The sequence below is a fragment of the Pandoraea communis genome (assembly GCF_902459745.1).
Classification (GTDB): Bacteria; Pseudomonadota; Gammaproteobacteria; order Burkholderiales; family Burkholderiaceae; genus Pandoraea; species Pandoraea communis.
Genome location: NZ_CABPSJ010000002.1, coordinates 615,338 through 642,161 on the forward strand (window position 1 = coordinate 615,338; position 26,824 = coordinate 642,161).

23 protein-coding genes are annotated in these 26,824 nt (G+C 60.1%); 7 read left to right on the top strand and 16 right to left on the bottom strand.

All coding sequences use genetic code 11. The features are described from left to right. Window positions 1-35: 35 nt before the first annotated feature. A complete protein-coding gene (locus PCO31110_RS09295) occupies window positions 36-1,544 on the bottom strand; it encodes an amidase (RefSeq protein WP_010806158.1) in 1,509 nt (502 codons plus the stop codon). Between the two features lie 283 nt (window positions 1,545-1,827). Here PCO31110_RS09295 and PCO31110_RS09300 point away from each other — a divergent pair, with 283 nt between their 5' ends. Further along, a complete protein-coding gene (locus PCO31110_RS09300; RefSeq protein ID WP_150690230.1) occupies window positions 1,828-4,164 on the top strand; it encodes a WD40 repeat domain-containing protein in 2,337 nt (778 codons plus the stop codon). A 135-nt stretch (window positions 4,165-4,299) separates the two neighbouring features. On the opposite strand, the gene PCO31110_RS09305 is transcribed toward PCO31110_RS09300, so the two are convergent. Next, on the bottom strand, window positions 4,300-5,610 hold the full coding sequence (locus PCO31110_RS09305; protein ID WP_150690231.1) for a hypothetical protein: 1,311 nt from the start codon (window positions 5,608-5,610) through the stop codon (window positions 4,300-4,302). 412 nt (window positions 5,611-6,022) lie between these two features. On the opposite strand from PCO31110_RS09305, the gene PCO31110_RS09310 reads away from it, so the two are divergent. Next, window positions 6,023-6,901, top strand: a complete 879-nt coding sequence (locus PCO31110_RS09310; protein ID WP_010806161.1) for an IclR family transcriptional regulator — start codon at window positions 6,023-6,025, stop codon at window positions 6,899-6,901. 43 nt (window positions 6,902-6,944) lie between these two features. Here PCO31110_RS09310 and PCO31110_RS09315 read toward each other — a convergent pair whose 3' ends face one another. The 7 genes from PCO31110_RS09315 to PCO31110_RS09345 form a co-directional block, all read right to left on the bottom strand. Next, complete coding sequence (locus tag PCO31110_RS09315; protein WP_010806162.1) at window positions 6,945-8,354, bottom strand: amidase; 1,410 nt, start codon at window positions 8,352-8,354, stop codon at window positions 6,945-6,947. A 13-nt stretch (window positions 8,355-8,367) separates the two neighbouring features. Then, window positions 8,368-9,441 carry a cyanuric acid amidohydrolase gene (gene atzD / locus PCO31110_RS09320; protein ID WP_010806163.1) on the bottom strand — a complete coding sequence of 358 codons (1,074 nt, stop codon included), beginning with the start codon at window positions 9,439-9,441 and terminating at the stop codon, window positions 8,368-8,370. 143 nt (window positions 9,442-9,584) lie between these two features. Beyond that, a complete protein-coding gene (locus PCO31110_RS09325) occupies window positions 9,585-10,520 on the bottom strand; it encodes an ABC transporter permease (protein ID WP_010806164.1) in 936 nt (311 codons plus the stop codon). Then, window positions 10,517-11,584, bottom strand: coding sequence for an ABC transporter permease (locus tag PCO31110_RS09330; protein ID WP_168162865.1), 1,068 nt, complete (start codon window positions 11,582-11,584; stop codon window positions 10,517-10,519). Before PCO31110_RS09330 ends, PCO31110_RS09325 begins: the two co-directional genes overlap by 4 nt. Before the next feature lie 20 nt (window positions 11,585-11,604). Further along, entirely contained in the window at window positions 11,605-13,185 is a 1,581-nt protein-coding gene (locus PCO31110_RS09335; protein WP_150690232.1) for an ABC transporter ATP-binding protein, read from the bottom strand. Between the two features lie 2 nt (window positions 13,186-13,187). Next, entirely contained in the window at window positions 13,188-14,213 is a 1,026-nt protein-coding gene (locus tag PCO31110_RS09340) for a BMP family protein (RefSeq protein ID WP_174979434.1), read from the bottom strand. A 548-nt stretch (window positions 14,214-14,761) separates the two neighbouring features. Continuing rightward, window positions 14,762-15,337: a TetR/AcrR family transcriptional regulator gene (locus PCO31110_RS09345; protein WP_150690234.1), complete on the bottom strand. Its 576-nt coding sequence runs from the start codon at window positions 15,335-15,337 to the stop codon at window positions 14,762-14,764. 147 nt (window positions 15,338-15,484) lie between these two features. Here PCO31110_RS09345 and PCO31110_RS09350 point away from each other — a divergent pair, with 147 nt between their 5' ends. Beyond that, on the top strand, window positions 15,485-16,168 hold the full coding sequence (locus PCO31110_RS09350; RefSeq protein WP_010806170.1) for a glutathione S-transferase: 684 nt from the start codon (window positions 15,485-15,487) through the stop codon (window positions 16,166-16,168). 106 nt (window positions 16,169-16,274) lie between these two features. Here PCO31110_RS09350 and PCO31110_RS09355 read toward each other — a convergent pair whose 3' ends face one another. Then, window positions 16,275-17,789: an MFS transporter gene (locus tag PCO31110_RS09355; protein ID WP_150690235.1), complete on the bottom strand. Its 1,515-nt coding sequence runs from the start codon at window positions 17,787-17,789 to the stop codon at window positions 16,275-16,277. A gap of 166 nt (window positions 17,790-17,955) precedes the next feature. Here PCO31110_RS09355 and PCO31110_RS09360 point away from each other — a divergent pair, with 166 nt between their 5' ends. Then, window positions 17,956-18,861 (top strand): LysR family transcriptional regulator, encoded by a 906-nt coding sequence (locus tag PCO31110_RS09360; RefSeq protein WP_174979436.1) that lies wholly within the window; start codon window positions 17,956-17,958, stop codon window positions 18,859-18,861. A gap of 114 nt (window positions 18,862-18,975) precedes the next feature. On the opposite strand, the gene PCO31110_RS09365 is transcribed toward PCO31110_RS09360, so the two are convergent. Both PCO31110_RS09365 and PCO31110_RS09370 read right to left on the bottom strand, forming a co-directional pair. Beyond that, window positions 18,976-19,212, bottom strand: coding sequence for a hypothetical protein (locus tag PCO31110_RS09365; protein WP_010806173.1), 237 nt, complete (start codon window positions 19,210-19,212; stop codon window positions 18,976-18,978). A 77-nt stretch (window positions 19,213-19,289) separates the two neighbouring features. Then, a complete protein-coding gene (locus PCO31110_RS09370) occupies window positions 19,290-20,165 on the bottom strand; it encodes a cation diffusion facilitator family transporter (RefSeq protein WP_010806174.1) in 876 nt (291 codons plus the stop codon). Window positions 20,166-20,387: 222 nt separating this feature from the next. On the opposite strand from PCO31110_RS09370, the gene PCO31110_RS09375 reads away from it, so the two are divergent. After that, window positions 20,388-20,942: a cytochrome b gene (locus PCO31110_RS09375; RefSeq protein WP_036661608.1), complete on the top strand. Its 555-nt coding sequence runs from the start codon at window positions 20,388-20,390 to the stop codon at window positions 20,940-20,942. 193 nt (window positions 20,943-21,135) lie between these two features. Here the strand turns inward: PCO31110_RS09375 and PCO31110_RS09380 are convergent, their stop codons facing one another. Continuing rightward, the gene (locus tag PCO31110_RS09380; RefSeq protein ID WP_150690236.1) at window positions 21,136-21,597 is read right to left on the bottom strand and encodes a GNAT family N-acetyltransferase; all 462 of its coding nucleotides are present in this window, start codon (window positions 21,595-21,597) and stop codon (window positions 21,136-21,138) included. A 185-nt stretch (window positions 21,598-21,782) separates the two neighbouring features. Then, the gene (locus tag PCO31110_RS09385; RefSeq protein WP_010806177.1) at window positions 21,783-22,490 is read right to left on the bottom strand and encodes a hypothetical protein; all 708 of its coding nucleotides are present in this window, start codon (window positions 22,488-22,490) and stop codon (window positions 21,783-21,785) included. Window positions 22,491-22,624: 134 nt separating this feature from the next. Between PCO31110_RS09385 and PCO31110_RS09390 the strand changes: the two genes are divergently transcribed. Then, window positions 22,625-23,230, top strand: a complete 606-nt coding sequence (locus PCO31110_RS09390) for a chloramphenicol phosphotransferase CPT family protein (protein ID WP_174979439.1) — start codon at window positions 22,625-22,627, stop codon at window positions 23,228-23,230. A gap of 48 nt (window positions 23,231-23,278) precedes the next feature. Here PCO31110_RS09390 and PCO31110_RS09395 read toward each other — a convergent pair whose 3' ends face one another. Further along, on the bottom strand, window positions 23,279-23,728 hold the full coding sequence (locus PCO31110_RS09395; protein WP_010806179.1) for a YMGG-like glycine zipper-containing protein: 450 nt from the start codon (window positions 23,726-23,728) through the stop codon (window positions 23,279-23,281). A 15-nt stretch (window positions 23,729-23,743) separates the two neighbouring features. Next, entirely contained in the window at window positions 23,744-24,658 is a 915-nt protein-coding gene (locus PCO31110_RS09400) for a SphA family protein (protein ID WP_246189804.1), read from the bottom strand. A gap of 899 nt (window positions 24,659-25,557) precedes the next feature. Here PCO31110_RS09400 and PCO31110_RS09405 point away from each other — a divergent pair. Beyond that, on the top strand, window positions 25,558-26,145 hold the full coding sequence (locus tag PCO31110_RS09405) for a BPSL1445 family SYLF domain-containing lipoprotein (RefSeq protein WP_010806181.1): 588 nt from the start codon (window positions 25,558-25,560) through the stop codon (window positions 26,143-26,145). The last annotated feature ends 679 nt before the right edge of the window (window positions 26,146-26,824 follow it).

The window sequence follows — 26,824 nt, forward strand, 5'->3', positions numbered from 1 at the left end:
TCGTGGTGTTGTGGGGATTGGGGATTTCCGGGGTGTCAGGCGGGAGGTACAAAGGCGTAGCCGGCGGCTTCCAGCAGTCTGGCTACATGGATCGAGCGCAGGTCGTGATACAGCGGGGCCACGATCTGAACGCCCACGGGCAGCCCGTCGACAGTGCGCCCTGCCGGGGCGACGCTCGAGGGCAAGCCGCACAGACCGGAGTGACCGGCCCAGAAAATCTGTGTGGTGAGTGGCTGCGCCTGTCCGTTGACGTCCAGCGTGCGTTGCCACGGTGCGCCCGTCTCGTTCAACGTGAACGCCGGCGTAGCGGCCACGGGGCACAACAGCACGTCGACCTGCTCGAATAGCGCGCGCCAGGCGGCGGCAAAGCGCTCGCGCAGCGGTTGCAGCTTGAGCCAGTCGCGATGCCGCATGACGGCCCCGACATATTGGAGCGATGCATAACGCATGTCGTCCTCCGGCACCTCGGCGGCGGCGGAGACGGCGGCCGCGAAGGCGTCGTCTCCGAGATAGCCGCAGGTGGCCGCGCGCAGCATCAGTATGTAGACGCGTAGCAACTCGCCAGCGTCCAGCGACGGACGCGCATTCCACACCACGGTCGCTCCGCGTCGCTCGAGGTCTTTTCCGAGCGCCACGATGCACTGCTCCACCTGTGCATCGACTTCGGCAATCGGATGGTTGGGCAGAATGCCGAAGCGGATCTGGCTCAGATCGCTGGCGTCGCACCGAGGCAACTCGAAACGGACGGCGCAGGCAGCGTCGGCGGTCGGGCCGGCAATGGCCGAGAGCACCAACTCGAGGTCGTTAGCGCTTCGTGCGAGCGGCCCGGCAACGTTAATGTCGGGAAATGTCATTCCGCCCGGCAGCCCGTGACCGTCAAGAGGCACCAGACCGTGGGTGCTCTTGTGCGAAAAGATGCCACAGTAATGGGCGGGGTTGCGGACCGATGAACCAATATCCGAGCCCACGTCGAAGAAAGCCATGCCCGAGCAGACGGCGGCGGCACTGCCACCGGACGACCCACCCGGTGTGCGCGAGGTATCGTGCGGGTTGCGCGTCGTGCCGTAAACATCGTTGTAGCTTTGCCAGTCACGCAGCCAGATCGGCACGTTGGTTTTACCGAGCAGGACGGCCCCGGCGTCTGTCAACCGCTGAACAACGCTGGCGTGACGCACCGCGATGTTGTCCGCGAATGCCGGATCACCAACGCTGGTCGGCCAATCCTTGACGTCGAACGACTCCTTGATCGTGAACGGCACCCCGTGCAAAGGGCCTCGGACCCTGCCCGCACGCAGTTCCGCATCACGCGCCTGCGCCACCGCATAGGCCTGATCGAAATCGCTCACGACAACCGCGTTCAGTTGCGGATTGGACTGGCGCCAGACGGTCTCACACGCAGCCACGAGATCCGTCGACGTGGTTTCCCCTCGTCGCAGGGCCTCCTGAGCCGCGGAAATCGTCGCGTAATGCCAGTTGACAGCGGATGGCGTCGACCCCGAAGCTTCACCGGGAGCGCGCGCGGCGGCCGTGGAATTTGTCATCATGGAACACCCAATTCAGTATTCTGTATACCATCGATGGACAAATTTACGCTGTCAAGTCACTTGCCGATCAGGGTTTGTGCGTAAACCACAGCGGCGGCTTCCGATCCGATACCCAAGATAAAGCTTGCTTATATAGCATCGGGGGCAGGTGTGGGCGCGCAGCGCGATACCTTCGCATCCTTCAAATGGATGAGTACAACAGGCGTCGCGCGACGAGATAATCGCATAGCGTAGGCTTCGGCTGCCAAGGTGATCGCGCAGCGTACGCGACAGGAGAATGTCAATGAAAACGAAACGAATCGCGGCCAATGTGGTTGGCCTCGCTGCTGTGTTCGCACTCGGCTCATCCGCTGCGCTGGCAGCCGATGTCGGCGCGGTCATGCGCAGTTTGCAGCAATTGCAGACTGTGCTTGACCAGAATGATCGTGACAATGCGAACCGCCGGGCACAGGCAGCGGCCGAGCAAGCACGGCGCGACGCCGCTGATGCCCAGAAAAAGCAGCAAGAGGACGATCAGCGTCAGCGCGCTGCGGCGGCGCGTGCGCAAGCCTCGTCCCAGGAACTCGCCGCGCTCGCGCCGCCGCCGGAATGGGCAAGCCATCTGGTCATTAATCGCAAGCTGCTCGAGCGTAACCCGGCTTCGAGCGGCGGCGAGGTGGGCATCATGTCCCGTATGTCACCGGCTGTTTCACAGGACAGTAGTCTTCTGGCGTACGTCAACACATCGAATCAGGTCGTCGTGCGGCCATTCGCAGGTGGCGCGGAGCGTGTCGTCTACACCTTGCCCAAACCGGATTCATCCGTCGTCCTCTCTTTCGCAGGGAATCAATCCCTTCTCATCACTGGCATTTCCGGCATGACCATCGGCGTCGAACTGGTCGATCTCCAGGGGCGTGTGCTGATGTCGTGGCCGAAAGGATGGTCGGTATATGCGTATGAAAACCGCATTTACGGCAGTCACCAAACTTTCTCGCCGAACGTCTGTCATCAGGTCGCACTCTACGACACCAGCGGCAAGCCGATCGCCCAGATGGATCTCAGCGGACAGGCGGCCAATCGCTGCGACCCTCGCCTGACGAAAGACGGCAAGTTCCAGGTCATCGTACAGCGTGGCAATGAGGTGTCGATTTACGTCAACGGCCAGCAGACAGCGTCGTTTTCGGGCGATGGCCGCAAGGGCAGCGAATATGCCTCAGCGGTGTACGTCGTCGTCGAAGACGGACGCTACGCGGTCTCCTGGCTAAACGGCGGCGAGCCTGAAAAGACGATGCCGTTCAGGGTCTGGGATGTGCGCGCCAACAAGTTGCTGTGCGAGTTGCCGCGCAACGACGGCTGGCTCAGCGCCGACAAACAAGGGCGTGTCAGCATCAGTACGCCGCCGGCAAGTGTCGACGTGCCGAACTGCCGGTTGCAGGCACTCAATATTCCGGGCCGGTTCTTTCGCGACGGCGATTTCGCGGCGGTAATGGACGGCAAGTCGGGGCAGTTGACGCTGCTCGATCCCGATACGCTGCAGGTCCGCAGGACAGTGACGACGAAGGTACGCGGCGACTACGTAAGCGCGCGACCCACAGCCCCGGGCAGCCAGTACGTGATCGTTGGCAACCCGGCTTACGGCGATGACCGCGATGACGATTTTGCGCAGGTGTTCGATAGCAAGACTGGCCAATTGGTGCAACAGCCGGCTGGACGGCTGCGCGGATCAACGGTGGCCTACACGCTGGCCGAGGCAGGTGAATGGAACAAGGTCAAACCGATCCGGATCACGCGCTTCGCGCAATCGAGCGCAAACGGCAAAGGCGATGCGTACGCCACGTTCCTGAAGTCGCTCCAGAAAGACAAATACGAAACGACGGCCGAGTACCGCAATCGCGTCGCGAAACTCGCGCAGCCCTTCGAGATGGAAGTTGCCGTGCACGATTACAACGCGGACGGTAGCTATTTCTCAGGCACCTATCAGGGCGTGCCGATCGGTGTGCCGATGCCCAGCGCGCAGGCCCGGCGGCTGGACGGCATGACATCACTGAACGTCAAGGGCCAGTTGGGCGTCGTCGACGAGGACTTTCTCGAACTTCGTAACGCATCGATTACGTTGCAAGACGGCAGTCTGGTGCAGGTACCTCAGAGCAAATTGCCCGCACGGCGGGCAGTGCGGGCAGATGCCGCGGCGACAGGGCCCGGCGTGATGCTCAAGACGAGTGCGGCGACATCCGGCGCAGCCAAAGGCGGGAGCGCATCCCCGGAATGTCGCGGCGACTTCAGCTATCTGGCACCGAACCTGCGGGCTTACACAAATAGCGATCTGGCACAGGCGCGGCAGGCGATCCTCACAACCTCCGTACCGGAGACGCTGGCGGACATGCGTCGCAAAGGCGTCACGATGGCGACCGTCAACCAACGCATTGCGGAACTCGACGACGCCGCCAATCAGGCCGCGCAGACGGCCAACCAGACCGACGGTGGCGGCAACAGCATCCAGAAGGCAAAGACGGGCACGCTGCCACTGAATTGGCCATGCGAAGGCATCCACTCGTCGGCCGTGTGCGTCTATATCTTGCAACGCTGGGAGGCGCAGCTGACGAGGGAAGTCGCCGGGATGATGAGCAAATGCGGTGTTTGATGACTGAGCCGCCCAGGCGTCCCGGTCTGGACAGCCGCCGGCATCAAGGCACTTTCCGGCCTCACGCCCCCGCCTGAGTCCCGGCGCATCGGGCTATTAACGCCCCGGCAGACTATCGTCTGCCGGGTGAACTCATTATTGGCCCCATGCATACTGAAGCTGCAAGCGATTCTGGAAGAACTTTGCGGGCTTGGCCGGTGACGACTGATAGGCGAAGAAGTCGACGATACTGAAGCCCTTCAGCTTTCCCTGAAAGTTGTACATGACGTACACCAGGTACTCGGACTGATTCAGACTCGGCGCCCCAGGGGTGCTCACGAGATCCATGAACGAGTACTGGGTGCCTAGCGTCAGGTTGTCCACAGGCTTGCCACTGATCGACAGCCCATAAGCCCTGCCAGCGCCCAAATCCTGCGTGCTGGTGATGAACGGCTGGGCAAAGAACGGTCCCGATGACATGTTATGGGCATAGGGCGTCACCAGCGAGCCATTCTGGTAGGCGTTGGCGTCTGGCCTTGTGTAGTCGTAGCCCAGCGAGACATTCAACGAATTGTGCTTCACGCCGACTTGAAAGCCGTAGACCTGACTGCGAATGCGCCCCAGAAGATTGCTATCACCACCGTTCTCATACGCGACCTGAATGCCCGCATACGGTTGAAGCACACCCTCGTTCAGCGACACATGGCCGTCTGCATAGAACATTCGCGCATAGTTCATGTAGTTCACGTACCACGCCTGTCCGTCCACACCGTAAGCGCCAAACGATTGCTTACCGGCACCGCCAGCACCGTAAAAGCCCGGCGTGCCCTTCATGCCAATCGTCGAGCCGCCATCGAAGTCCGAGTTGTAAGCCGTTCTGTCGGTGAACGAGTCGCTGGTCCACGATTTCCAACGGAACATCCGGAAGGCCTCGATGTAATTGTCCTTCGTGCCGTATCTGCCCGAGACCCCCTGAAACAGTTGCGGCGCAATGCGGTAGTCGTACGGTGAGATGAACGGCACGTCGAACGACTGATTCCCCGCCGTCGCCGTAAATAGCGACTTCCGGTACTGGACATAGGCCTCGCCGAGTGTCGTGAATGACGGCCCAAGACTGCCATCTACGCGAGACGAGTCTGACGGGTGAAGCAAGGGACGCGAAGCGTATGCGCTCACGCCAAAGGAAATGCCGTAGAGCGACGCCGATTGCAACGTCAAGCCACCGCCGTAATTGATCGTGTTCTGGTTGAGTCCCTTGTTATAGAACGCATTGTGCGCGCCGTAGTAGAACGCGCGCACATCCCCCGAGACATGGCCTTGCGTGAAGAGCCCCGCAAGACTGCTGGCTTCCGGAGGCTGCCATGTTTCCAGCACCTGCGCCGACGCGAGCGTCGGCGCGACGATCAATGCCGTTGCGAGCCAAGGAAACATGGTGCGGCGAAGCGTGGCTTCCGATTTGACATTCATGATTGAGTTGGTCTGCTCTGTGTGATTGTTGACCCCTCTGTCAGCAGTTCGACTGTCAAAGGACCCGCTGTAAATTAACGAGCCAGAATCACGACACATTCGACATTTCGCAGGATGGAAGTCCGCCGAAAAAACCTCGCCACTTCATATAGTTAGAGAAAAAATGCGTTGGACGCCACGTGCCGCCCGACACCATGTTCGCTTGTGGTGCATCCCGTTCCCTGTAACGGGTCAATGACAACGCACACGCCACTGCCGTGGTGCAAATCGACGGCTTTTTCACGGAAATACGAAGGCACGTTGTTTGCTTGCTTTTCCCCGATAGCTGTCAAACCCCGTCGCCCCCTCACCGACCGTACGCGGTATCGCCTGCGCTTCGGGATCGCGCGCGGCAACTTTCGGTATAACGCGTATGGCACTGCTCCCCGGAAAGTCTCGCAACGACGCATCACGCAAGGTGGAACCCATCCTGCGCGAAGATAAGTCCTCCGTTCAGGCGCTATCGAGAGCGCTCACCGTGCTGGAAATCCTTTCGGAAGATGACGACGGCTACCGGCTCGTCGATCTTGCCGAGCGCAGCGGCCTGCCCGCCCCGACGATTCATCGACTGCTCACAACGCTTCAGCAGCGACGCTTCGTGGTGTTCGAATCGGAGAAAAATCTGTGGAGAATCGGCCCGCAGTGTTTTGCCGTCGGGTCGGCGTTCATGCAGCGCCGCGACATGGTCGCCATCGCAACGCCTATGCTGCGGCGTCTGCGCGATATCGTCGGAGAGACGGTGAATGTCGGAGGACTCGATCAGGACGAAATCCTGCTGTTGCATCAGATCGAGAGCAAGCAGACGATGCGCGCCATCTGTCGTCCGGGGCAGCGCTCACCGCTCGCGAACACGGCCATGGGAAAGTCGATTCTTGCGTGGTTGCCCCCGGAGCGCGTCACGCAATTGGTCCAGCAAGGCCTCCCGCGTCTGACACCGCAATCGATTAATCGTGGCACTGCGCTTCACTCAGCGCTGCGGGAAATTCGCCAGACGGGATATGCCGTCGACAACGAAGAGGTGGCTATCGGGTTAAGGTGCATTGCGGCACCAGTCTTCAACGAGTTCTCGCTGCCCATCGCCGCGATCTCCGTAGTCGGCCCGACGCTTCGCGTCACGCTCGAACGCCTGGACGGTTTGAGCAAATCGGTGATGGTAGCTGCCGCCGAAGTCACGGCCGCCATCGGTGGCCGTCTGCCTGCCGAGGTCAAGGCCATCATTTCCGCCCGCATGTCGACTGTCACATGCAGTTGATGGCCTTGCCCGAGACACCGACACCCGATAACGGCAAGCGGACCTAGCGCAAAGGCCAAATACGTGGCGGACGAAATGCACTTTCGTATTGCTCGCCGATGTCGCAAAGCAACTTGTCGGCGCCCACCGGGCCGACGAGCTGAAAACCGATCGGCACGCCTCGCGCATTGGGTGCCGAGGGCAAATTGATTGCCGCGCAACCTGACATGTTGACGAACCCCGTAAAGATCGCGTGCCCGCGCGGCCCCACAGGCTGATCGTCGATGATGTTTGGGAACGCTTCGCCGGCAGGCCATGGCATTGCGGCGGCAGAGGGGGACATGATCAGGTCATAGGCTTCGTAAAGCTCGGCGAGTGTGGATTTGAGTTCCGCCAGCATCGCCAGTGCCTCGTAGTACTGCTCGGCCCGTAAGCGGCTACCGGCCTCGTACATTGCCTGAATATCAGCGCCCACGCGATTTCCCCCGCTGGAATGTCGCTTCAGCAACCACGTCAGACCGGTCTGGCTGATGGTCGTCCATGCCATTCCGAGCGCGTCGATGTCGAATGGCACCGCCCCGGCTTCGACGCGATGTCCCAGCGACGACAACAGATCTGCGGCCTGTGCCACGCTATCGGCAATCTGACGGTCGACCGGCGATGAACCGAACTCCGGCAAGTAGAGAATTCGACATGGCTTCGGGCAGGCCGCTTCGTAAGCATCATCGGCGAGGAGCACAGACAGCGGATCGCGGAAATGGGGGCGGCCGATGATTTCCATCACGCGGCGCACGTCCGCTACGGTACGGGCAATGGGGCCGACCACCTCGCAGTCATGAAGAATGGCGGCAAAGCCGTCCGCACGGGCAACCCGGCCCCGCGAGGGCTTCATACCGATGAGTCCCGTATACGACGCAGGCCGGCGAATCGATCCTCCGCCATCCGTCGCGATCGCAATCGGGCAGATGCCTGCGGCGACCGCAGCCACGGCCCCGCCGCTCGAGCCGCCCGGCGTCAGATCCAGGTCGAAGGGATTCCGGGTGAGCCCGAAAATCGCATTGTCCGTATATCCCTGCACGGTGAGTTCGGGGCAATTCGTCTTCCCCACAATGACGGCTCCCGCCGCACGCAAACGCGCCACGCACAACTCATCCTCGCTCGGAACGTAGGTGCCGAAAAGTTCGCTCCCCCACGTCGCACGCATTCCCGCCACGGGGACATTGTCTTTGACGGTCATCGGAACCCCATCCAGCGCGCCTGACGGACAGCCATTGCGCCATCGCTGCGCGCTCGCCTTCGCAGCGATGCGCGCGGTATCAAGATCCGTCGTAACCACCGCGTTGATGCGTGGATTGATGCCCTCCATGCGAGTGATGACACTCTCCAGAACGTCGATCGGCGTGTATTCGCCTCGCCCGAACCCCGTCGCCAGTTCGCTGGCGGAATAGGTCCACAACTGATCGTCTTTCGGCAAAGGGATCCCCGACTTAGTGACGAATGATGGCGGCAATCGGCATTTCTCCCGGCGCGCATTGATGCTCCGTCCCGCCCGAAACGAAGATCGCCGGGTCGCTCGTGATCGATCCGATTACAGCCCCTAGCGCGGCACGCGCGTGGCGCTCATAGTTGATATCGGCGTCGGTCAGCATCGTGGTTCTCCACCCGCGTATCCGGCCGTCAGGACTCGCGTCGGCCTTTGCGAAGATCGCGGCAACGGCGCCGCCTGGCGCATCGCCAATCAGATCCCGGACAGTATTCGCGTCGATGACGTCATTCAACACACGATGACGAATCGAGAAATCGCTCGTCGACCGTGGTGAATTGCCGAAAAGGAGTACCTCGCAATTTCTCAGCTCCCCGCCCGCCGATGTCGACGCGACCGACGAGTACAGCTCGAGCCGTTTCGCAATCGCTTCGTTCGACACGCCGGAGGCATCCACTTCGTCGAGCGCGATGGCAACCCCCAGCGCGGTTGCGCCCCGCGCATACGGCTTCGATGCATTCGCGTCGCGGGTGACGATCGGCTTACCACGCTTGTCTGCATCGGCGATGAGGGCCGGCGTCAGCAACGGTCCTTTGACCTGCACGTAATGGACGTCCCTGGGATCCGAAATGCAGGCCTGAAGCATCGCGCCACGTACCGCCTCCGCAACCAGCTCGACTTGCCTGAGCGTGCCGATTTCCTCGGGCAGAAGATCTCGGGTTACGGTGACACCCAGAACGAGTCGTGCCGCACCGTTGGAACTTGTAGCGCCATCGTCATCGACTCGCGTGAAGACGGTTGCGTGAGGCGATAGCACCCCTTCCGTGCCGCCCGACCAGACAAAGCAAATCCGGCTCGCGATGGCGTCGCGCGAAACGCCCATTTTGCTCGCAATCAGCAGTTGAAATGACTGCGTGGCAAACCCTCGCGTGAAATCGTTAGCGCCGCCATTGCCCTCAGTTTTGCCAATGACAGCAACGATCGTGGACGGATCGATATCGCCGCTATCGATCAGGCGTTCCAGCACCGACGTATCGCTCGGCGACATCATGGGAATTTTATGCAGATGGATCTTCATCAGAGGTTCCTAAAAGATCGATATGAATTTCATCGGATTACGGAATACGAAATACGTCGGATGTGGCGCCCAACCTCTCCCAATACGACATCGAGGCATCAACGGTGAAGACGGGCGGTCTATCGATATCTGACGATGGACGATCAATGACGGACAATCGCCGTGCCCAATGCAGACGGCATGCGCGTAGCACGGCCGAAGAAACACAGGACGGCGAGCGCCATCAGATACGGGGCCATCTGGATCACATAGGAACTCGTCGACAGCCCCCAACCCTGCATATTGAGACCGACGGCATTGCTCGCGCCGAACAGCAGACAGGCGAGCATGACGGGCACCGGCCGCCAGCGGCCGATCAACACGGCGGCGAGCGCAATGAATCCCCGGCCGTTGGTCATCCCGTCGGTGAAGGTGCCCAATTGATCCAGCGCCAACGCCGCGCCGCCCACACCGGCAAATGCCCCGGCGGCAATGAGCGCCCAACCCCGCACGGCGGCTGGGTTGGACCCGGCAGCGAAGACCGCCGACGGGTTTTCGCCCGTGGCACGAACCAACAACCCGGTTTGTGTGCGTCGCATCAGAAGGTGAAGCAGGAAGGGACAGGCAAAGGCGACATAGGTCAGCAATGTCTGATGGAACAGGCCGGGGCCGATGACGGGCAGCTTCGATAAGCCGGGAATCAACACCGGGCCAGGCGTAGGAAGTTGCAGATTCGGTGCACGTCCACCAAAGAGGGCGCGAAGCGCAAAGCTCGTCACACCTGCAACCAGGATATTGACCGATAGCCCCGTGACCATGTGATCGGTTCGGAACCTGCCGGTGACGACGGTCATGATCAATCCAATGGCTGCACCGCCCAATGCACTGAACAGAAGGCCGGCCATGTAGTTTCCGCTGAGGTATTCGACAACCGCGCCCGAGAACGCGCCCATCAACATCATGCCTTCCACGCAGACGCCGAAGGTTCCCGCGGCCTCGCAAAGTGTCGCGCCAAGCGCGGCGAACATCAGCGGCGTGGCAATGCGAACCGTGGAAGCAATCAGTCCGGCCGCAACGTTCGTGTCGAGAAAGAGGTTCATACGCGCTTATGCCTCCGGTCCAGCCCGCGTGCGCAAAGCACAAACACCATCGTCAGTCCTTGAAGCACATAAACAAGTGACGACGGCACGCCAATGTCTCGCTGCATTGCGAGGGCGCCAGCCTCGACGAAGCCAAAGAACAGCCCCGCCGGAATGACCGCCAGCGGGTCCAGTCCGGCCAGCAGCGCCACAGCGACCCCCTTGAAACCGAAGCCGACGGAAAAGCCTTCAATCAGGCGAGATTGCACGCCGAGCACTTCGATCGCCCCCGCGACACCGGCCAATCCGCCGGCGATCAACATTGCAACGATGACGACATGTGTCTGCGACACCCCCGAGTAGCGAGCGGCCGACGGACTCGCACCGAGCATGCGAGCGCCGAATCCGAAGGGGGTCCTCCACAGCAGAAAGGCTACGGCCAGGCAGGCGAAGATTGCCAGCAGAATGCCAATCGTCAGATCGGTATTCGAAATCAGCAGCGGCAAGAACGTGCTATCCGGAACCACCGGGGATTGGGGAAACCCGGCCCCCGGCTCGCCCATTGGACCATTGAGCACCTCACCCACCAGCAGAAGGCCCACGAAATTGAGCATCAGTGTCGAGATGACCTCATTGACACCTCGCCAAATTCGCAGCGCTGCCGCGAGGAAAGCCCAGAGTGCTCCCCCGATGGCCGCACTCAGCAGTGACATCAGAAGCGGTAACGGGCCGGACAGATCGCCGGTATGCAATGCCGCCCATGTCGCGCAGATCCCGCCGACGGCAATTTGTCCTTCTGCACCGATGCTGATGATGCGGGCGCGGAAACACAAGGCGATACCGGCAGCCGCGAGGATGTATGGCGCGCTCTTGTTCAAGGCGAAGGCCACTGCATCGGCCGACCCAAATGCACCGATCGCCATATGCCAGAATGCGACCGCCGGGTTGTGCCCCGACATCATGATGAAGATCGCCGTCAGGCCGAACGCGAGGAGAACGGCAAGGATCGCGTCTCTAAGGGCGCGAGCCAGCGTGAGGTGCTGCAAGATGCGGTCGATCAGCGGTTCTGGCCGGGTAATTGCCATCGTAGGCTCTTCGGTGCTCATCACGTCAACGAACCCTCCATGGCTTTCGAACGTTCCGGCATCTCGTCTGCCCCGGCCATCAGCATGCCGATCTGCGTCAGATCGACGTGCTCGCGAGCGACGACGCCCTTCAATTGCCCCGCGCTCAATACACCGATGCGATCTCCCAGCATCAGCACCTCTTCCAGTTCTGCCGAAATGTAGATGACGGCCGCGCCGGCATCGCGAAGCGCCAGAATCCGGTCCACGACGAACCTCGTCGCCCCCGGATCGAGGCCCCATGTCGGCTGCATCGCGATCAGCACACGTGGCTCTCGCCCTATCTCTCGCGCCAGCACGATCTTTTGCTGATTGCCGCCGGACAACGCGCCGGCAATGCCCTCGGGCCCCGGGCAGGCAATCCGGAACGCCGCGATCTGTTCTTGAGCACGACGGCGAAACGCCTTGCGATTGAGCATTGCCCCCTTGCTGAATGGCTTTCGGGAGAAATCTCGAATCGCGAGGTTGTCTTCGACTGTCATTGCAGGAATCAGGCTCGTGTGGGCACGATCGACTGGCACATAAGCAATACCTGCCGCGAGGCGGCCGCGTGCCCCCATATCGGAGATGTCGACGCCATCGAGCGTGATCGAACCGCGCCTCCTCCGGCGCAGTCCGGCAAGCGCCTCGGCGAGTTCCGTCTGACCGTTTCCATCGATGCCGGCAATCGCCAGAATCTCGCCGCGGCGCAACTCGAAATTCACGTCGTTGATCCGCGGTTGGCCGAGCTTGTCCGCGACGGTGAGGCCGCGAACCTGAAGCACGGTTTCGCGATTGCCAAATTCGGCGCGACGCGTCGGCTCGTCGATATCGCGATCGACCATTAGACGGGCAAGCTCGGATCGATGAGTGTGAGCTACGACAAACTTGCTCGCCACCCTGCCTGAGCGCAAGACAATGCCCTCGTCGCAGGCTTCCATCACTTCCCCGAGTTTGTGGGTGATGAAAATGACCGACCGCCCCTCCTCCTTGAACACGTGCATGATCTTGGTGAGGCTCTTCACCTCAGGTGCGCTCAGGTTGGAGGTGGGTTCGTCCAGGATAAGCAGATCCGCGCCGCGCAGGATCGCCTTGACGATCTCGACACGCTGACGCTGGCCAAAAGAGAGGTCCGAGACGAGACTCTCGGGGTCCAGTTCCAGACCGTAGCGGGCGCTGGCCTTCCTGACCAATTCCGCCATCTTTGCGCGGCGTAGCCAGCGTCCGGATGCGGGCCATCCGAGCATGACGTTGTCCACGACGGCCATCGACTCGACGAGCATGAAATGCTGATGAATCATGCCGATGCCCACGGCAATCGCATCGCGCGGGTCATGCCCCGCGAGCTCTCGCCCTTTGAATAGAATCACCCCGCTGTCAGGACGGGTGATGCCAAACACCAGCTTCATCAGCGTGCTCTTTCCCGACCCATTCTCGCCGAGCAGTGCAACGATGCGCCCGCGAGGCACGACCAGATCGACGCTGTCATTGGCCACGACAGCGCCAAACCGCTTACATATCTTCTGCAGCTCGAGAATGGGCCGCAACGGCGGGTTGCCCGCCGTGCTCTGCACGCTCGTCATCGTTACAGTCCGCCGCGCGCGTCTTGCGGCGTCACGGTAACCTTCAGATTGCCGGAAGCGAACTTTTTCTCGACGTCGCCCAACTCCTGCGAGATGGCGGCCGGTACCACGGGGTTGAACTGCTGTCCCGGTTGGTAGGCGAGTTGCGCGCCCGTGCTTCCTTTACTATTCAGGCCGTACAAGCGATATTCCCCGCCCTTCGGGCCGTGCGCTGCCGAATCGGCAACAGCGGCGTACATATCGCCCCATTGCTCGACGATATTCGTCAGCACATTCTTCGGCGCGAGCACCGTGTCAGCCACCGAACGGCCGGCAGCGTAGACATTTTTCTCCTTCGCCGCGGCAATGATCCCGGACTGACCCGCATTCAACTTGCCAGTGACAAAGTCGGCTCCCCACGCGATCAGCGACAGTGCCGCTTCCTTGGCCGCGCCGGCGTCCTCCATATCCTGGACATAGATCACCTTGACCTGAATGTCCGGCCGCACGCTCTTGGCCCCTTTACGGAATGCACCGACCTGAGCGACCACATTAGGCAGGCCCTCAAGGCCGTTCACCGACCCGATCTTGCCGGTCTTGCTCATTCGTGCCGCCAGTACACCTTCCAGATAGCCGAACTGTGTGTTGTCGAAGTCGACCGAAGTCACGTTTTTGCCAGATCCGGCCGAGCCGGAGCCCACCACGAACAACGTCTTCGGAAAGCGCGGGCCAACGGCTTGCGCCGCCGACTGAAAGCGCCCGGTATGACCGATGACCAGGCTATAGCCCTGACGTGCGTAGTCGCGCATGGCCTGCGCCATGTCCGCAGGCTGGACGTTCTCCGAGTAAGCGACGTCCCAACCCATGGCCTTGAGTTGCTTCACCCCCGCGTAACCCTGCGCGTTCCAGCTCTGGTCGTTGATACTACCGGGCAACAGAATCGCGGCCTTCTCTGCAGCAAACGCCGAAGCGGAAACCACGGCCATCCCGGTAAGCCCCAGGATGAACGCCTGCGTCAAACGTCGGGCGAGGCTTTGACAGGAACGCACTTCATTTTGCTTATTGAACATAGCGATGTACCGTGTGTGGAAAATTTGACGGTTTTCGAGCGCGCTTTGATTGCGCCCCATGCACCCGACAGGGCCAATATAAGTCGCTAAAAATTCGTCGCGGGACGTCATTTCACCGAGCGGAAGCACGCAAACAATTTCAATAACAATCAATTACTTACATTGTTTCCCGGATGAAATCTCCGTTCACCGGGACGCCACTGGAAAAGTAATACGGCGAAAATGGGGAAGGTCACGCTCGAACTGACGCGCGGTGTTCGAGCTACACCGTGTCTTGCGAGGAATAGGGAAACTCGGTATCTGCGAGGCCAAGTCGAAGATGACGACGTGTCGCTGATCGCGTTCGGCGAAACCGGGAAGATGATTGCCGCTCCGGCCGCATCAGGCTGGAAGCGAGAGCGTGTGCGTGTACTCGTACAGACCGTGCTTGCCGTCAGCGCCGGCCCAGGAGTTTTCTCATGTGGCGGCGGCGTCCTTCAATAGCGAAGTGAACCTTCGGACGATATCCGGCTACGGCATCGCGACTGCTATGCCGGCAGAAGACCAGCAACGCGATAGCTTTCAATTAGCCCGTCGTAGACAGAAATATCCGAGCGGCTCCTGGCGATGAGCTGAGCCCCAGCGACGGCTGCGAAGATGGCGCGAGCACGCCGTTCACTATCCTCAGCGCTGACCACGGCCGCGGCGGATAGCACCCGGCTCAGCCACGCCACATTCACATCGGCAAAGGTCTGGACCTCTTTCATCACCATTTCCGGCAGGTCATCAGATTCCGCAGCCATGAAGCTGCAAAGGCACATGCGATTGCCACTCTCAAGCGCCTTGCGAAAGGTATCGGGATAGTGGCGCAGGCAGTCGATCGGATCTGCGGATTCGGCCAAAAGCGCATCCAGGGTCGCGGCTGAACTCTCCCAATAACGCCTCGCCACCGCTGCGCCGAGATCGGCCTTGCTTGCGAAGTGATGGTAGATGCTCGCGGGCTTGATGCCGATATCCTCAGCGAGCTCACGATAATTCAAGCCGCTGTAGCCGTGCGCCTGCGCAATCTTTGTGGCAGCCACCAGGATTCGCTCCCTGGAGTTCAAGCCTGAATTGTTCTTCACTACTACCGCCTCCACAAACTGGAATGACTGTTGACGCAGGAGAGTATAGCCGCTACCGTTAACCTAACGAACGTTAGGTAGACATCACGGACAATGACCTCCCCATATTGTCCAATCCCGCGTAACAGAGCGCACAGCGAGGCAAATATGACTTCCGGCACCACCAATTTTGACGTAACCACGCTCCCGATCATGACGATTTACGATTTTCCAAAAGGGCCTTATCCGACACGCGTGCGTATCGCCCTAGCCGAGAAAAATCTGCAATCGCGCGTCGAGTTCGTGATGGTCGATCTTTACAAGGGGGAACACAAAAGACCCGAGTTCATCGCCGAGAAAAACTACTCGGGCACGCTGCCGGTCCTCGAACTCAACGACGGCGCCTGCATCGCCGAATGCACCGCCATTACCGAATATCTCGATACGCTCGATGGCGCACCCACGCTAACCGGCAAGACACCGCTTGAAAAGGGCGTGATCCACATGATGAGTAAGCGCGCCGAGCTGGAGGTGCTCGATGCCATCAGTGTCTATTTCCACCATGCCACGCCAGGGCTTGGGCCCGACGTCGAACGCTATCAGAACCCCGAATGGGGGGGGCGTCAGCGCGACAAAGCCCTGAGGGGCATGCGCTACTTCAACGGCATTCTGAAAAAGCAAATGTTTGTCGCCGGGGATGCCTTCTCGATGGCCGATATCACCCTCATTGGCGCTCTGGTCTTTGCGTCGATCGTGAAGCTGTCCGTGCCTGCGGAGTGCGAAGCCCTTCTCGCTTGGTACACGAGAATGCTGGAACGCCCGAGCGTCAAGAACCAGCCGGCGTTCGCCTGACATCGCAGCCTTGGCCGACCGTGATGAATAGCCCATCTTGGATTGCAAAGCCAAGTCGCCGGGAGAGATACCCCATCTCCCCGGCAAGTGATAGTTTGGCGAGGCCTCAAGGCTCAACGCGTTGAGCCGACATCTTGGGGCTCACTCCGAAGGCGACTCGGCTGAGCAGTGCCAGAAGCCAGGCACCAGCCATGCCGTAGAGCATCACCCACTCGAAACCGTGGACGAGCGCTGCGTGTGCCATTGCAAGATCCGTGCTGGTCGTGAGCCCTGCAAATTCACCGGCTGCAACCTGCTCAGCGAGCCGCTGCGAGGTTGCGGCATCCCACTCCTTCGGCAATGCCCGGGCAAGCCCGCTGTGAACACCTTCGAGAAGCAGGAATCCCATCACGGCGATGTTGATCGCCAGGCTGATCAGGCGTGCGCTCATGTCGATACCGGATGCCATGCCCGCACGATTCGGCGAAACGGCCCCCGTCGCCGTGTTCGTGACCGGCGTATTCGTTAGACCAAGGCCGGTGCCGCACAGGACGCACCCTGGCAGCATTGCCAGCCAGCCCGCGAAGGGAGCGCCAGTTCCGAGTTTCATCAGTAGGAAGCCAAGACCGATGGTGAACATGCCGAGCGGAATGACACGCTTCGCATCGTATTTCGCGGCGAGGCGTTCGGCGAGCGGCGGCACCACCAACGTCGGCAATGTATAGCTCAGCAAGGCTAGTCCGGCAGCCAGGCCGTCGTAACCCAGCACACCGTGAAAGTAGATCGGCAGATAGATCATGAACGGCCAGTAGCTGAAGTTCATTCCCATCGAGCCGAACATAGCGCCCGAGAATGCGCGGATCCGGAACACCGAAAAATCGAACGCTGGGCGCTCGGTGCGCATCTCGATGACAACGAACATGACGAAGCTGACGAGCGCTGATAGCAGCATGCTCAGCGCGGGCCGACTTCCCCAGCCAAGAGCCGCGCCTTGGGTAATGAAGTACACGAGGCAAAAGCTCGAGATCGACAACGTGAGGATCCCGCCGATGTCGAGCGTTTGCGCATGCGGATCGCGCGACTCCTGCACGCCTGACACCGTGAGCCAGAGCGCGACCATCGAGATCAGCACATGTACGAGGAAGACCCAGGGCCAATCGGTAAGCGCAACGATTGCGCCACCGACCATCGGGCCGAAGCCGAGACCGATGCCGAAGATGATGCCCCATACACCGAACGCCCGGCTGCGCTCGCGTCCTTCTCGAAACTGGTGGGACAGGATCGCCACCTGACAGATCAGCATGGCTCCACCGGCCACCCCTTGCAGGAAGCGGCTGACGATCAACACCGAGGTGGTCTGAGCAAGGCCGCACGCCAGCGACGTGATCGCGAACAGCACGATGCTGATCGCGTAGACGCGTTTGCGGCCGAATCGATCCGCCAGCGAGCCAGTCGCCATCAGCACGGTAGTGCAGGCCAGCGTGTAGGCATTCATGATCCATTGGAGCGCCTTGAAGTCGGCATGCAGGTCGGCGGCCAGGGTCGGCAGTACGGCAGGAACGCTGGAAATTTCCAAGCCGAACATCAGCGCCGTGAGACAGACCGCCGCGAGGGCCAATTTGTTGTTTAGGGAATGTTTCATCAGAGCCGTCGGGATTAGATTGACCCGCAGGGCGATAGCGGCCGTGCGAGGCGGAGCAGCGAGCGGCTGACAAGCAACCAACGCCGGAGGTTACAGGTACTATATCGGGAGATAAATTCCCCATTGCTGAAGTTTTTTCCCAGCAATGAGGCTATGGAGGCCCCAATTGATTGGCAAACTCGATGGCGTCGATGTCTTCGTCCAAGTGGTCGAAGCTGGCAGCTTTACGGAGGCGGCCGAACGGCTGCATATCACGCGCTCCGCGGTCGGCAAGGTCGTGACCAGGCTTGAGGCGCGACTGGGCACACGGCTGCTTCATCGCACGACGCGCAACCAGGCGTTAACGGAGGCGGGACGGGCCTATTACGACCGATGCGTTCGGGCACTAGCGGAGCTTCATGCTGGCGAGGCGGAACTCGAGAGCGGCGCGAGTGAGCCGCGTGGCCGGTTGCGCGTGAGCGCACCCACTGCCTTTGGTCACCGCTGCGTCGCCCCCGTGTTGTTCGCCCTGACTAGAAAGCACCCTGAGCTACAGGTCCACATTTCGTTTTCAGATCGCGCGGTGGATCTGGTCGAGGAGGGATTCGATCTGGCCGTACGCATTGGCGATGTGGGCGGCGCAGGGCGACTGGCTTCTCGTCGCATCGGTGTCCAGAACCAGAGCATCGGAGCGGCGCCGTCGTACCTTGCCCAGCACGGCGCGCCGGTGGCAGTGGAAGACTTTGCCCGCCACGTCGGTGTCACGTATGCACGTGCGGGCGCGGTGATGCCCTGGACCGTGCTCGAACCGGATGGAATGGCGAAGGCGTTGCCAATTTGCGGGCAACTCAGCATGGACGACGTGCAGGCCATCGCCGACGCGGGGCGCGACGGTTTGGGGCTCGTGCAGTTGCCCTGTTGGTTGTTGTCGCACTACGTCACCACGGGCGAACTGGTTGCCGTGCGCGAGCGTTGCGCCGCACGGCCACTGGACATTCACGTGGTCTGGCCGGACACACCGTATCTGCCATCGAAGACGCGGTTTGCGATTGAAGCGCTTGCCACACAGATTCCGCCCAGTCGACTCGATTGATGCAACGTGTGGGCACACAGCGGGTTGCTTGAAAGAGGGCGTCTGCCCCCCTCCCCCGGCCAAAGCCGGCCGGGATCGAACACACACGCCAAGCCGATTTTGAGTGTCACACGGCTAACCGACAACATTGAAGAAGGCGACCGAGGTGATTAGGACAATGGCCGCCCAAGCCCGAAAGCTGTCGTTTGTGAAACTATCCTCCGGCACCTGAAACACAAAAATCGCGACAAGTGCCGCGATCTGCATCACCAAGGCCCCGCGACAAGCAACGCGCAGGCTAAGTCGCAAACGAACGGCTAGCAATGGCCAGATTTGCCTGAGTGACGCGGCGAGCATCGTGGCGCATTTCATGACGTTGTCTCCGTTGGGATCTATCGCTGTGATTCAATTGCTGGAAACGCGCCTAGCTCGCACGTATGGCGTGCAGATCAAAGCCGCGCTGCCGGCACCGGATCCACGTGCGTCATGACGTCCAGGACTTTGGGTATCGCTTTGAGTCGGTGATGCACGGATTCTGCGATCTGGTGGCCATCTCGCACCGACAGGAATTCGTCCACCTCGATGTGAATGTCGACGAGGACAAAATCGCCCACGGTGCGCGTACGAAGATCGTGAAATCCGCGCACGCCACTCACGCCGGCAACCGCATGTTCGATTGCCAATATTGCTTCATCGGCGGCTGAGTGATCCATGAGGTCGCTCATCGCGGCCCACCCAATCTGCCCCCCCATTCGCGCGACCATTGCCGCGACAATCAGGGAAGCGATCGGGTCCCCCAAGGGAAATCCGAATGCGTTCGCAAGAATGCCGGCCAGCACCACGAGCGACGAAGCCGCATCGGATCTTGCATGCCACGCATTCGCAATCAGCATTTTCGAGTCGACACGCCGGCCAACCGTGAGCATGTAACGGAACAGCAACTCCTTCGCGAGCAACGCGAGAGCGGCAGCCCAGATAGCCGACGCGTGAACCACAGGAATGGAAGCCGGACTGAGCAAGCGGGTCACCGCCGTCCATCCGATACCAGCCGCAACGCCAAGCATGAGCACACCAAGAAGCAACGAAGCTGCCGTCTCGAATCGGTGGTGGCCGTAGGGATGATTGGCGTCAGGGGCCAGCCTGCTTTGGCGGTTGGCCGCGATCACAAGGAAGTCCGAAATCAGATCGGAAAGAGAGTGAATGCCGTCAGCTACAAGCGCCTGAGACCTGGCCAGCAGCCCGATAGCCACTTGGGCGATCGACAAAACAAGATTGACCCAAACGCTGACTAGCGTGCTGCGTGTTGCTGCATCGTGACGATCCATAATTTCCCTTCGCACGGGGTTGGGTGGACAGTGGCTTTTTCCCGGCGAAGCGAACGATATTTTAAAGTCACGAATTTTTCAAGCACATGATATTAAAACGTTTTTGGTACTGATAATCGTTCCTATGCGCAATTACAAAAAGCAAATTTCTTGAACGACCTAATTCTTCACTAAGCTTAATAAATGCATAATTCACTACCCACTCAAACTGAAGGTTGAATAGTGAATAAGCGAACTTCATTCGGCGTTGTTGCCCGAGCATTTCATTGGGTCATGGTGCTGTTGCTCATAGCCCAATATACGGTGGCGTGGACGATGCCGGATATCCACCGGGGAACCCTACCCGTCGGCTTGGTCGGATGGCATCTGTCTATTGGGACTGCCCTGCTTGCACTGGTGTTGGCGCGATTACTGTGGCGAATGACTCACCCGGTACAGAGTGCGGCAAACACGCCACTATTGAACGCACTTGCCGGAGCCGGGCATGCGGCGATCTACGTCTTGCTGTTTGCCGTTCCCATTATGGGCTGGATCAACGCTTCGTCGCGCGGTTATGCGGTTCACCTGTTCGGTGCCGTAACGTTGCCTTCATTATCGACAGAAGGCTCGACGCTTGGTCATGCGATGGGCGACATTCATGTCTATGGATCGTACATTCTGCTTGGAATCGTCGGGACTCATGTTCTCGCCGCTCTGTATCACCGTTTGATTCTGCGGGACGGCGTCATGGAACGAATGCTCCCTCTCTCCAGTAAGAAGTGGGGCTCGATCGAATGATGATCCGGACTCCCCCGCTCTCGATGTACTCGCAAGCGACACTCAATGCCATTGCGAGACGTTTGAATAAATGCCCTGGGGGAGACACCATTGATCAGGACACTAATCGCCTGGGTCAATGTCAGAAATCCGCGCATCAGGTCCGTGTTGCGCATTGAGGGGGCTGCGCCACAGCGGCCCCCGATACTGAGCCTCAGCGCAGACTTTCTAGCTTATTGTCGATTGGAATCCGAATGAAATATATGTCCCAGTCGGATTCTCCTGTCCTCGTGAAGCCATGCCGCATATAAAAGCGAATGGAGTCACTATCTCTGAGAGCCCCTACAGTGAGGGGTAAAGACTTTTCGTCGGCTTGCCGAAAGATCGACGCCAGGACCAGGGCTCCTATGCCCTTTCGTTGATTGCCGGGTGTGATGTAGAGATGGTCTAGCGCTATATGGTCGGGGGCGAGGGTCATTGATACGAAGCCGACCTGCTGGCCGTCAACAATAATGAACTTGCATTGCGACGGCTCAAAACTTGAAAGGAAGCGGTCTCGCGCCCGTTGCGGGTCGAACCGTCCGACTCGCTCGAGACTTTCCTGCATGGCGCTAATGCGAATCCGCACCAATGTCTCGGCATCGGAGTCCTTGGTGGGAGCAAATATCAATCGCATGGAGCGCACTCTCCTTGTTGCCCAAGGCAATTTCTCAATGTAAGTCCGAGTCAGTGTATCTCAGTCATGGTGCGGGAGTTTTTGTAACGGGTAGCCAGGCGTTGCGCGTAAAAAGCGCCATGGCCCGGACAACCGCACCATGGACTACGGTTCGCCTGCCGCCTCCATGCCCTTCTATTGCGCCCTCACCAAAATACTCGGAAGTAGCCCCGCGACATCAGAAGGCGCTCCGCGGGTGACGCAGCCCGCTGGCCGCCTGCATCGGCCTCACTTGCCCCACCAGAACCACCAACGACGATTTCGCCTGTCGACCGACTCTGCCCATCGCCATGCCGCGCATCACTCGGCCGGGCCGCAACCTCTCGGGCCTCCTCAGCGAACGCCCACAGCCGGTCGGCAAGGTCTGGCGCTTTCAACCCGCCAATCAGGATGACCCTGGAGGTCTTGCCGTTGTCCGCAGCCTCGACGGTGGAGGCGGCGAACTCGCGGAAGACCTTGTCCTTTGGAGTCCCCGCATTGCCCTTTGTCAGCTTGCCCCGATGCGCCACGAAGATGTCGCCCCGGCCATCCTTGACAAAGGCACCAGCCGTACGCCGGTTATAGGTGCCAGCCGGAAAGTTCAACTGGACGGCGATCTCGATCCACTTCGGACTTCCGGGTTCTGCAAAAAGCACGAGGTTAAGCAGTTTGTCCGGCGCGACATGCGGTGACCAAGCTCGTACGCTGGTGCCTGCCCGCGCCTCGAAGTACACCGTGCCGGTGTGGTGACCGGCCGGGTAGGATATCTCGCGGCTCTCCTTGTATTGGAGGGTCGCACGCAATTGCTTCGCAAGTTGCTCGTTCAGTCGCGAGATGTCCGCGATGTCTGTAACCACCTCGAAGGCTTCGTCCACTGCTATCTCCCTGCTGCCTCAGTTTGCTGAGCGTCCGTTCTGGCTGGGGGCGGATTCAACCGGTCGACACCGCGATCCGGTTCGTCGACACTTGAACCGCCGCCTGCGTTCGCAGGCCACCGATGGATACGTCAATGCCGATCACGGAAATGCTGCATCCCCCCTATGGGACCATCATTGTGCTCAACGGTCCGAGCAGTGCCGGCAAAAGCACCCTGTCCAGGTATTTGTGTGAGAACTTGGCCGAACATCATTTGCACATCGAGCTGGACGCGTTCCGAAACATGGAGCCGGCTAACTATTGGGATGTCGAGAAGCAGGTGACACAGGTTCGCGCGGCCGCGCTCTGTAGAGCCATCAATGCCACGGCCGCGACCTTCTCCATGCATGGTCAGGCTGTGATCGTCGATCACGTCCTTTCATCCGATGCGTGGCACTACATGCTAGAGGACTTGACCGGTCTCCCGGTCCTTACAGTCGGCGTCTTTTGTTCGCTCGAAATATTGACCGAGCGCGAACTTAAGCGTGGTAACCGCAAGATCGGCTTGGCCAAGTCTCAATTCGACTCGATTCACGCTAACCGGCACTATGATCACGTCGTAGACACGTCGTCTTCGAGCGTACTCGATTGCGGTCAGTCCGTACTGAAATGGTTACAGCGCCGACCGGCTCCCACTGCGTTCGCAAAGATGCACCACCAATTTTTCGGCAACGCAAACTTGACGAAAACCGGCCAATAGTTGCCGGTGGTGGCGGGCACCCCTTCCGTAAGTTAGAACCTCGCAGCATCACCTAACCGTGTAGCCACGCCCCTCCATACACGCCCCGTAGGCACGCCAGTACGTATCCATCTGCGACACCTTGGCGTTTTGCTCCATCCGGGTTTCGGCGGCATAGCGGCCACGCGCTCGCGCACCGCCGGCAACGGCACCCACGGTTGCCCCGACCGCCGCAGCATGCCCCACGTCGTTGTGCCCAAGTTCACCCACGACAGCACCCGCCGCCGCCCCACGGGCAGCCCCCCTTACGTGGCCACCCACCGGTACCGGCGGAGGCGCCGCCTGCGCCGCGACCACTGCCGGATCGATGCCAGTGTTCTGCCTGGCCCATCCGTAGCATGCGCCATCGTCACTCGCCTGCCGCTCAGGACTCTGACCGTGGCCCGGATAGACGGAGGGCTTCTGGCCGAATGCGGAGGCCGCAAGCGTCAGACCCAACGCCAATATCACAAATCTCATGAGAATTTCCTGTTACTAGAAGATGAGCGTGCCCGTTGCCATGAACGTCTGCGTGCTCTTGAAGCGGTTAGTACTCGAAACGGTCGGCACCCAGCGAGCCGAGAACGAGAGCGGTAGCTTGCCGTCGATCTTGGTGTCGTAGGTCACGATCGGCCCGAGTGCCACGTCCTGACCACGAAAGCCACCCAGGCGATCGGCGGTGGAACCGGTGTCGTTGCCAAGCTGCTGTGTCGTGCCCACGACAAGGCCGACGCCGAGACCATTCGAGAACTTCTTCATCCCCATCACATCAAGCGTGAACAATGGCGCGTTTTGATAACCGGTGGCGTTATTGCGCGTATAAAACTGCACGCCGGCAACCACATCGAACTCCAGCCCATATGACGGCACTAACTTCGTATAGGCCACCTGCGGAATGAAGGTCCAATTGTTCAGGCCCGTATTGGCCAGCGCGTTCGAGTCATAGCGCCCGGTCGGCGCCCAGACGTTGAGCGAGAGCGCAATATGATCGGTCTGCGAGAAATGGTAGCCGGCGATGATCGGCGCAAAGCTGATATCGAACAGGTTGGACGCACGCTGCGAGGCAGCCGCGTTGCGTCCGCCCACCCCGAGCGATGCCGTGACACTGGTCCACATATACGGCAACGTGAAACTCGATGCGAAATTCCATGCCCCCGTGCCGGTGTCCCAGGTCTTCATGAGCGTGGCGAGCGTGAGGGCAACCTGCGCGTCAAGCCCGAGCGAAGTCTTGCCCGCCACCGGTACCTGCCGGTTTCCGCCGATACTCCCGTCGAAATAGATCTGGGAGAGATTCGCGATCCAGATCGGCTGGGGCGACACGATCCCGATGCTGGGCTGCACGGCAGTGCCCGTGATCGGGCGCCCCAGCGCGCCCTCTGTGGCGTGAGCGTGAGTGGCTGCGCCCAACATGGACACCGCAGCGCCAAGCGCGAAAACTGGCCGCCGGAGCGAGGCCGCCTTTGGTGAAATCCGGCGAAACAGACGTTGTGGCATCACGAGAAAGTCCTCATGCATCAAGGCCGGGCGTTTGCCTGGCGTTGGTCGAAAATTCATGGAAATGGAGGGGGTCGGCATCAAGCTGAAGGCTGCCAGCGCAGGCTTGCCTGAAACGGGCGATGTCGCGCTGCCGAATCCGTGGCAAGCGTATTAATACTGTCTCAAAGCCGGCCGCAATTGCCCTATTGCGATCCGCGCGAACACATCGATTGCCGTCAATTGAGACACCTGCCTTTTCGTGCGAGAAAAATAGACGAAGTACGAAAGGCCCGCATTTGAATAAATGTCATTCTTGTTTGAATCTCAACTATAGCCCAATCGCTTGAAACAAAAAACCTCTCGTGCCCGCGCGATAGACGATGACGCTCGAGCCAAATCAAAGGCGAGCACGCACACGGCAAACGAGGCACTCAGATCAAGGCTACACACGGGAAACGTCGGATCAGAATGTGTCAAATTGTGTGTAAAAACAAGCACCAGGCGGTCTGACGAGACAAATTCGAGAGGAAAATGAGACGGTGAGATCTTGTGCCGCAGGGGCCGCGTGACAGAATAAGACGCGCTGATGGCAGAGCAGCAAAAAGGCTCGTGGGCCAGTGGTCCAAGTGACTGAACGCCGCATTCAAATCGCCAGTCACCTGTCGCTTAGGATGAATCGTTGTGAAACACGATTTCTCCGTATTTTTTATGAACGAATGGGTGATGCGCAATCTTGCCAACGATTGCGATGGACTCCCGATCACCTCGTTCACATTTTCAGTCTTCGCGGTGAAGACCAACCGATTGCATATCACAACTGATAGGGAATAACGATGCAAAAACGGAAATCCATGCTGATGGTCGCGGCAGCGCTTGTCGTCGGCAGCTTAGCGCTTGCCGGTTGCACCACCACCGGCGACAAGCCCGATACCGCCGCGACCAGCGCATCCAAAGGTTCGGCGATCGACGCGAGCGTCGATGCAACGCTGACGCGCCTCTATTCCACCGTCAAGGGCTCACGTGAACTTGTCTCGAAGTCGCGCGGCGTGCTGGTCTTCCCGGAAGTGATCCAGGCGGGCTTCATCGTCGGTGCGCAATCCGGTAACGGCGCCCTGCGCATTGGCGGCGATACCGTCGGTTACTACAACACGTCGTCGCTGTCGGTCGGTCTTCAGGCCGGCGCGCAGTCGAAGGCGATCGTCTTCCTGTTCATGACGCAGAGCGCGCTCGACGAGTTCCGCCATTCGGACGGCTGGGCCGCCGGCGCAGGCGCGTCTGTCGCGCTCGTGAAGGTGGGTGCAAACGGCGCAGTCGACACAACCACGGCCACCGCACCGGTCCAGGTTGTTGTGATGACCAACACTGGCCTGATGGGCGACGTGTCGATCAACGGAACGAAGGTCACGAAGCTCAAGCTCTGACGCTACAGCAAGCGTATGCGCTTCGGTGCCGTGCCTGGGCCCTGCGCAAATGTCGGCGATCTTGCCACTCGGCATCACCGCGATTTGCGCATTCGCCCCGTATGGCCCAATCGGGGTCGCGGGCTCTGTCGTGAGCCCGCGAACCTCTGGCCTCACAGCGTGGTTATCGCTCGCGCGCACATGCGCCGACGCGTCACCAGTCTCGAAACGCCCCCACCCTGCCCGCGCAAGAATCGGTGAACGGTTCAGCGCAACGCTGTGTTCGCAGCCACAGCCCAAGTCACGGTTTGCCCTCCCGCTCAACGCAAGTCAACCGTCATCTCAGGCATATCAAACGCCGGCGCCCGTCGATACGGCCGATACGTCCACCACCAACTGGACAGAAGCGATGCCACTGACGTCCCTCCCCCGTCAAGACTGTCACACGAAGGACTTACGTCCGATTTTCCTTAGCGGAATTCGAGCAGATCACGATAGAGATCGAGATCAAACAACCTTTGCAAAAGTTCAAAGGCATGGTGTAACCAGCGTTGCTAAGGTGAACTATGGCGTTTGACCCATTCCGAGCCGAAAGCGCCCACCAAGCGCGATGCACGTCGGGGTAACGTTTTTTCCGGCGGGAGCTGTTTGGTTTGCCGACGCGTCTCTTAGGCTCGCTTCGTAAGCTTGTGGAGTCTCT